Source organism: Streptomyces sparsus (assembly GCF_054776295.1).
This window is the reverse complement of record NZ_BAAHCA010000189.1, coordinates 1-6,889: the sequence shown is the minus strand read 5'-3', so window position 1 is coordinate 6,889 and position 6,889 is coordinate 1. Positions and strand designations below refer to the sequence as shown.

Annotated in this window: 7 protein-coding genes; 3 read left to right on the top strand and 4 right to left on the bottom strand. The window is 71.5% G+C overall.

Translation table 11 applies throughout. The features are described 5' to 3' along the window. On the bottom strand, positions 1-544 hold a 544-nt coding region (locus tag ACYVE9_RS11670), incomplete at its 3' end, for a GTP-binding protein (RefSeq protein WP_461027720.1). Here ACYVE9_RS11670 and ACYVE9_RS11665 point away from each other — a divergent pair. After that, positions 485-2,089, top strand: a complete 1,605-nt coding sequence (locus tag ACYVE9_RS11665) for a DUF7059 domain-containing protein (RefSeq protein ID WP_461027719.1) — start codon at positions 485-487, stop codon at positions 2,087-2,089. The genes ACYVE9_RS11670 and ACYVE9_RS11665 overlap by 60 nt on opposite strands. Positions 2,090-2,193: 104 nt before the next feature. Continuing rightward, positions 2,194-2,397, top strand: a complete 204-nt coding sequence (locus ACYVE9_RS11660) for a hypothetical protein (RefSeq protein ID WP_461027718.1) — start codon at positions 2,194-2,196, stop codon at positions 2,395-2,397. 53 nt (positions 2,398-2,450) lie between these two features. Here ACYVE9_RS11660 and ACYVE9_RS11655 read toward each other — a convergent pair whose 3' ends face one another. From ACYVE9_RS11655 to ACYVE9_RS11645, 3 genes are all read right to left on the bottom strand, one after another. Next, positions 2,451-2,696, bottom strand: a complete 246-nt coding sequence (locus ACYVE9_RS11655) for a TM2 domain-containing protein (RefSeq protein WP_461027717.1) — start codon at positions 2,694-2,696, stop codon at positions 2,451-2,453. A gap of 130 nt (positions 2,697-2,826) precedes the next feature. After that, positions 2,827-3,243, bottom strand: a complete 417-nt coding sequence (locus ACYVE9_RS11650; protein ID WP_461027716.1) for a DUF2752 domain-containing protein — start codon at positions 3,241-3,243, stop codon at positions 2,827-2,829. Between the two features lie 37 nt (positions 3,244-3,280). Beyond that, positions 3,281-3,712, bottom strand: a complete 432-nt coding sequence (locus tag ACYVE9_RS11645) for a TM2 domain-containing protein (RefSeq protein ID WP_461027715.1) — start codon at positions 3,710-3,712, stop codon at positions 3,281-3,283. A 211-nt stretch (positions 3,713-3,923) separates the two neighbouring features. Between ACYVE9_RS11645 and topA the strand changes: the two genes are divergently transcribed. Beyond that, the gene (topA, locus tag ACYVE9_RS11640) at positions 3,924-6,824 is read left to right on the top strand and encodes a type I DNA topoisomerase (RefSeq protein WP_461027714.1); all 2,901 of its coding nucleotides are present in this window, start codon (positions 3,924-3,926) and stop codon (positions 6,822-6,824) included. The last annotated feature ends 65 nt before the right edge of the window (positions 6,825-6,889 follow it).

Here is a 6,889-nt window from a genome sequence, read left to right as displayed (position 1 = left end):
GGTGCAGCGGCAGCACCGCGTCCCTGGCGTCGTCGCCCAGCTCCCGGCGGCAGTCCGCGACCGCCGCGTCGAAGTCGGCGCGCACCGAGTCCAGGTGGGTCAGCACGATCGCCCGCGGCATGCGCACGGCGGCGCACTCCTCCCAGACCGCCCGGGTGCCCGCGTCCACCCCGTCCGCGGCCGAGACGACGAAGAGGGCCGCGTCCGCCGCTCGCAGACCGGCCCTCAACTCACCGACGAAGTCGGCGTACCCGGGGGTGTCGAGCACGTTGACCCGGATGCCTCCCCACTCGACGGGCACCAGCGACAGCTGGACCGACCGCCCCAGCCGATGCTCGATCTCGTCGAAGTCGGACACACAGCCGCCGTCCTCGACCCGTCCGGCGCGGCCGACCGCGCCGGACGTCAGCGCCAGCGCCTCCACCAGCGTCGTCTTGCCCGCGCCGCTGTTGCCGACGAGCACCACGTTCCGCAGCGCCGAGGGATGTTCGGCCGCCGTCACCCGGCCGGCGGCTCCCGGAACCGTGCTCGCCCTGTCGCCCATGATGTCCCGCCTCAGCTGGTCGGCACCCCGTGGTACTTCGAGCTTTCCACCAGTCCCGCCCCGCGTCCACACCAGCGCGGGACGCTCGCCGAGCGGGCCGCCGACGGTCTGCTGGAGCTCCTCGGCGCCCCCGCCTACGCCGCCCTGGCACGCAGCGAGACCGTGCCCGCCGTGCGCGCCACCCGCGGCGACGGCCCGTTGGAGACGCTGGTACGGCTGTTCCTGCTCCAGCGTCCCGTCTCGCGTGCCCGCGCCCACGCCGCCCTGCCGGTGGACGACGCTCTGGTGGACGGCTGGCTGCGCGCCACCGCCAACGGCGACGTACGCGCCACCGTCGACATCCGCCCCTACAGCGGCCCTGCCGGTGAGGACTGGTGGGTGGTCTCCGATCTCGGTTGCGCGGTGGGTGGCGCCGCGGGGATCGCCGACCGGCGCCCCGACGTCGTGCTGGGTGTCGGCGGGGCGTCCACCACCCTCGCCGGGCTGACGGTCCGTACCCCGATCGGCCGAGCGCTCGACGTCGGCACCGGATCGGGCATCCAGGCCCTGCACGCGGCCCAGCACGCCACCCAGGTGACCGCCACGGACGTCAACCCGCGTGCGCTCCACTTCGCCGGGCTCACGCTGGCGCTGTCCGGCGCGCGGCCGGCGGATCTGCGCCAGGGTTCGTTGTACGAGCCGGTGGCCCAGGACGACGCGTACGACCTGATCGTCTCCAACCCGCCCTTCGTGATCTCACCCGAGGCGCAGGGCGAGCAGCGGCTCACCTACCGGGAGGGCGGCATGGGCGGCGACGACCTGTGCCGCGCACTGGTCCAGAACGCCGCCGACCACCTCAACGAGGGCGGCTACTGCCAGCTGCTGGCGAACTGGCAGCACACCGAGGGCGAGGACTGGCACGAGCGGCTGCGCTCCTGGGTGCCGAGCGGCTGCGACGCGTGGATCGTGCAGCGCGAGGTCCAGGACATCACCCAGTACGCCGAACTGTGGCTGCGGGACGCCGGCGACCACCGCGGTGATCCGGGCGCCTACACGGCCCGCTACGACGCATGGCTGGACGCCTTCGAGAAGCGCCGGACCGAAGCGGTCGGCTTCGGCTGGATCTCGTTGCGCAAGTCCGGTTCGGACGTCCCGGACTGCACGATCGAGGAGTGGACGCACCCGGTCGAGCAGCCGCTCGGCGACACCGTGCGCGAGCACTTCGAACGGCAGGACTTCCTGCGCCGCTGCGACGACGCGGCGCTGCTGGACACCCGCTTCCGGCTGGCGGACCACGTCGTGCAGGAGCAGGTCGGGCCGCCGGGCGCCGAGGACCCCGAGCACGTCGTGCTGCGCCAGCAGCGGGGCATGCTGCGGGCCACCCGGGTGGACACCGTCGGCGCCGGTTTCGCCGGCGTCTGCGACGGCACACTGACCGCGGGGCGCATCCTGGACGCCATCGCACAGCTGGTCGGCGACGACGCGGTGCAGCTGCGCGACCAGACGCCGCAGGCGATCCGGGTGCTGGAGGAGCAGGGCTTCCTGCTCCCGGCCAACCCCCACTGACGGCCAGCCCCCGCTGACGCCGGGGCCGGGCGTTCACCGGGCGTTCGCCCGGCCGCCGCTCCGGTGAGCCGTGGCCGCCGTGCCGTCTTGGCACGCTCGCCGCCATGGAGAGTGCACCCGCTGTTTTTGTCGGTGTCGTCTGCGCGTTGTTCGGCGCCGGACTGCTGCTGTGGACCGGAGTGCGGGCCCGGCGGGGCCAACCGGTCGCGGTCGCGGCGCACCCGGCCGGTGCGGTGGTGGTCGCCTCGGCGTTCGGCGTGGTCTTTCTCACGTGTGGCATGTGGCTGTTGATGAGGCACAGTGGGTGAACGGCGGTGGCACCGGTTGCCTTCGGGCCTGGGCCACCGCCGCTCGCGCCGGATCAACCGCGCAGGATCCGGCCCTGGGCGTCGGTGCGGTCGTTGCTCACCAGGAACATGACCGCGTCGATCAGGGCCCAGATGCCCAGTCCGCCGCAGGTCAGCAGCTGGGCTATGGCCATGCCGGTGTGGCCGGTGTAGAACCGGCCGATGCCCAGTCCGCCGAGGAACAGCTGGAGCAGGCCGGCCACGATCTTCGACTTGTCGGAGTACGGCTGACCGTTGGGGGCGGTGGCGGGGTAGGACACGGAATGTGCTCCTCTGTGCGGGTCACTGAGTACCGGGAATGCGCCGTGCTGCTGCGCGGCGCTGAGATGACCCCGATCCAGGCCAGAGGGTTGCCACGGAAGGATGATCTGTGGCCGAAAAGAGACCTTGTCAGCCGGACAGATTGCGCACCACGACCCAGACCAGGGCAAGGCCCAGGACGGCCGTGATGCCGCGGGTGCCGAGCGCCGGCCGGTAGCGGCGTCCCCGCAGGCCCTCGAACAGCCAGCGCCCGCCGAGGTAGGCCGCCGCCGGCACGCCCACCGTCAGCAGGACGGCGTTGTCGGCGAAGGCGCCGGCCAGGTCGCCGTGCAGCAGGTCGTACGCCATGCGCGTCCCGCCGCAGGCCGGGCAGAGCAGGCCCGTCGCCCAGTTCACCGGGCAGCGCGGCAGCAGCTGTCCCGGCTGGTGCGGGTCCGTGCCCCAGAGGTGGACGGCGCCCGCGACGCCGACGGCCAAGGCGGACAGCGGTGCGAGGGCCGGGTGGACCCGTCGGACGGTGTCGCCCCGGCGCGCGGCGTCGTGCATCTCGGTTCCTCGGTTCTCCGGGTTCCTGTCCTGGGCCTCAGCTGCGCAGCAGCCGGCCCTCGGAGTCCGTGCGGTCGTCGCTGACCAGGAAGATGATGCCGTCGATCAGCGACCAGATGCCCAGTCCGCCGCAGGTCAGCAGCTGGGCGACGGCGATTCCGATGTGGCCGGTGTAGAACCGGCCGACGCCCAGTCCGCCGAGGAACAGCTGGAGCACACCCGCGACGATCTTGGACTTGTCGGAGTAGGGCCGTCCGTACGGGTCGTAGCCGTAGGGCGCCTGCGGGTTCGTGCCGTACATCCCGGGAGCGGGCGGCGGGGGCTGCTGCGGGTAGCCGTACGCGGGCTGACCGGGCTGACCGTAGCCGGGGTGTGGCTGGCCGTAGGGCTGCTGCCCGGGCTGCTCGTACGGGTTCTGGCCGGGCTGGCCGGCTTGGCCGCCGTACGGATTCTGGTGCGGGTCGGACATGGTGTTCCCCCGAGATGTGAGATGGGACATTAATTGCTCCGACATACTGCCAGCCGCCACCGGGCGGCAGGAATGGCGGTTGTCGGGTTACCGTTCGAGTGGCGTTGCGGAGTTTTTCCGTTTGACAGAGTGCCGGGAGGTACCGTCACACTCCGCAGCGTCAGCGCAGTGCATCGAGTGCCGACAGTCGACCGGAGAGAAGAGCGAGAAGTTGTCCCCGACCAGCGAATCCGCAAACGGCGGACGCCGACTCGTGATCGTCGAGTCCCCCGCCAAAGCGAAGACGATCAAGGGCTACCTCGGCCCTGGCTATGTCGTCGAGGCGAGCGTCGGGCACATCCGCGACCTGCCGAACGGCGCCGCCGAGGTCCCCGCCAAGTACAAGGGCGAGCCCTGGGCCCGGCTGGGCGTCAACGTCGACCACGATTTTGAGCCGCTCTACGTCGTGAACAGCGACAAACGGGACCAGGTCAAAAAGCTCAAGCAGCTGCTGGCCGAATCCGACGAGCTCTTTCTCGCCACGGATGAGGACCGCGAGGGCGAGGCGATCGCCTGGCACCTCCAGGAGGTGCTCAAGCCCAAGGTGCCGGTCCGGCGCATGGTCTTCAACGAGATCACCAAGGACGCCATCCGGGCCGCCGTCAACAACACCCGCGAGCTGGACCAGAAGCTGGTCGACGCCCAGGAGACGCGCCGCATCCTCGACCGTCTCTACGGCTACGAGGTCTCCCCGGTGCTGTGGAAGAAGGTCATGCCCCGGCTGTCGGCCGGCCGCGTGCAGTCGGTGGCGACCCGGCTCGTCGTCGAGCGGGAGCGGGAGCGCATCGCGTTCCGTTCCGCCGAGTACTGGGACCTGAACGGCACCTTCCGCACCGGCCGGGCCGGCGACGCCTCCGACCCGGACTCGCTCACCGCACGGCTTGCCGCGGTGGACGGGCGGCGCGTCGCGCAGGGCCGTGACTTCGGCCCCGACGGCCGGCTGAAGACGCCGCGCAGCGGTGAGCAGCTGCTGCACCTGGACGAGGAGAACGCCCGGGCGCTGGCCGCGGGGCTGGCGGACACCGACTTCGCGGTGCGCTCGGTGGAGTCCAAGCCGTACCGCCGCTCGCCCTACGCGCCGTTCCGCACCACGACGCTCCAGCAGGAGGCCTCGCGCAAGCTGGGCTTCGGTGCGAAGGCCACCATGCAGGTGGCCCAGAAGCTGTACGAGAACGGCTTCATCACCTACATGCGTACGGACTCCACGACGCTGTCCGACACCGCTGTCTCCGCGGCCCGCGCGCAGGTCACCCAGCTGTACGGCGCCGAGTACCTGCCGGACAAGCCGCGTTCCTACGCGGGCAAGGTCAAGAACGCGCAGGAGGCGCACGAGGCGGTCCGCCCGTCCGGCGACCGCTTCCGCACGCCCGCCGAAACCGGCCTCACCGGCGACCAGTTCCGGCTGTACGAGCTGATCTGGAAGCGGACGGTCGCCTCGCAGATGAAGGACGCCACCGGGCAGTCCGTCACGGTGAAGGTCGCCGGGCGCGCGGCCGACGGCCGGGACGCCGAGTTCTCCGCCTCCGGCAAGATCATCTCCTTCCACGGCTTTCTCAAGGCGTACGTCGAGGGCGCTGACGACCCCAACGCCGAACTCGACGACCGTGAGCGCAGGCTGCCGCAGGTCACCGAGGGCGACCCGCTGCGCGCCGACGAGCTGACCGTGGACGGCCACGCGACCAAGCCGCCCGCCCGCTACACCGAGGCCACGCTGGTCAAGGAGCTGGAGGAGCGGGAGATCGGCCGCCCGTCCACGTACGCGTCGATCATCGGCACGATCCTGGACCGCCGCTACGTCTTCAAGAAGGGCACCGCGCTGGTGCCCTCGTTCCTGTCGTTCGCCGTGGTCGGCCTGCTGGAGAAGCACTTCGGGCGCCTCGTCGACTACGACTTCACCGCCCAGATGGAGGACGACCTCGACCGCATCGCCCAGGGCGACGCCGAATCCGTGCCGTGGCTGCGGCACTTCTACTTCGGTGAGGGTGAGGCGGCCGGTGCCGCCGCGGCGGGCAACGGGGACGGCGACCACCTCGGCGGTCTCAAGGAGCTCGTCTCCGACCTGGGCGCGATCGACGCCAAGGGCGTCTCCTCGTTCCCGATCGGCAACGGCCTCATGCTGCGGGTCGGGCGCTACGGCCCCTACGTCGAGCGTCCCGGCCCGGAGGGCGAGACCGGCCAGCGCGCCGACGTGCCCGACGACCTGCCGCCGGACGAGCTGACGGTCGAACTCGCGGAGGAACTGCTCGCGAAGCCGAGCGGCGACTTCGAGCTGGGCACCGACCCGGAGACGGGCCGTCCGATCATCGCCCGGGACGGCCGCTACGGCCCCTACGTGACCGAGGTGCTGCCTGAGGGCACACCGAAGACGGGCAAGAACGCCGTCAAGCCGCGCACCGCTTCGCTGTTCAAGTCGATGTCGCTGGAGACGGTGACGCTCGAGGACGCCCTGCGGCTGCTGTCGCTGCCCCGCGTCGTCGGCAAGGACCCGGAGTCGGGTGATGACATCACCGCGCAGAACGGCCGCTACGGCCCGTACCTGAAGAAGGGCACCGACTCCCGTTCGCTGGAGAACGAGGAGCAGCTCTTCACCATCACGCTCCACGAAGCCCTGGCCATCTACGCGCAGCCCAAGCAGCGCGGCCGGGCGGCGGCCAAGCCGCCGCTGAAGGAACTGGGCAACGACCCGGTCACCGAGCGCCCGGTAGTGGTCAAGGACGGTCGCTTCGGCCCCTACGTCACCGACGGGGAGACCAACGCGACCCTGCGCCGGGACGACGACGTGGAGGGCATCACGCCCGAGCGCGGTTACGAACTGCTCGCCGAGAAGCGGGCGAAGGGCCCGGCGAAGAAGACCGCCAAGAAGGCGCCGGCCAAGAAGGCGGCGAAGAAGGCCCCCGCGAAGAAGGCGACGGCGAAGAAGGCTGCCGCGAAGACGACCGCTGCCAAGGCTCCCGCCAAGAAGGCCGCAGCGAAGAAGTCCACCGCGAAGTCAACGGCGAAGTCCACGGCGACGAAGGCGGCGGCCAAGAAGGCGACGCCGGCGCCGCAGGACACCGAGCCGGCCAGGAGCTAGGCCGCCCGGGTCGGGGTCGCAGGACCCCGGCCCGGCCGGGAGCCCACGTGGACCGGTGCCGCCCG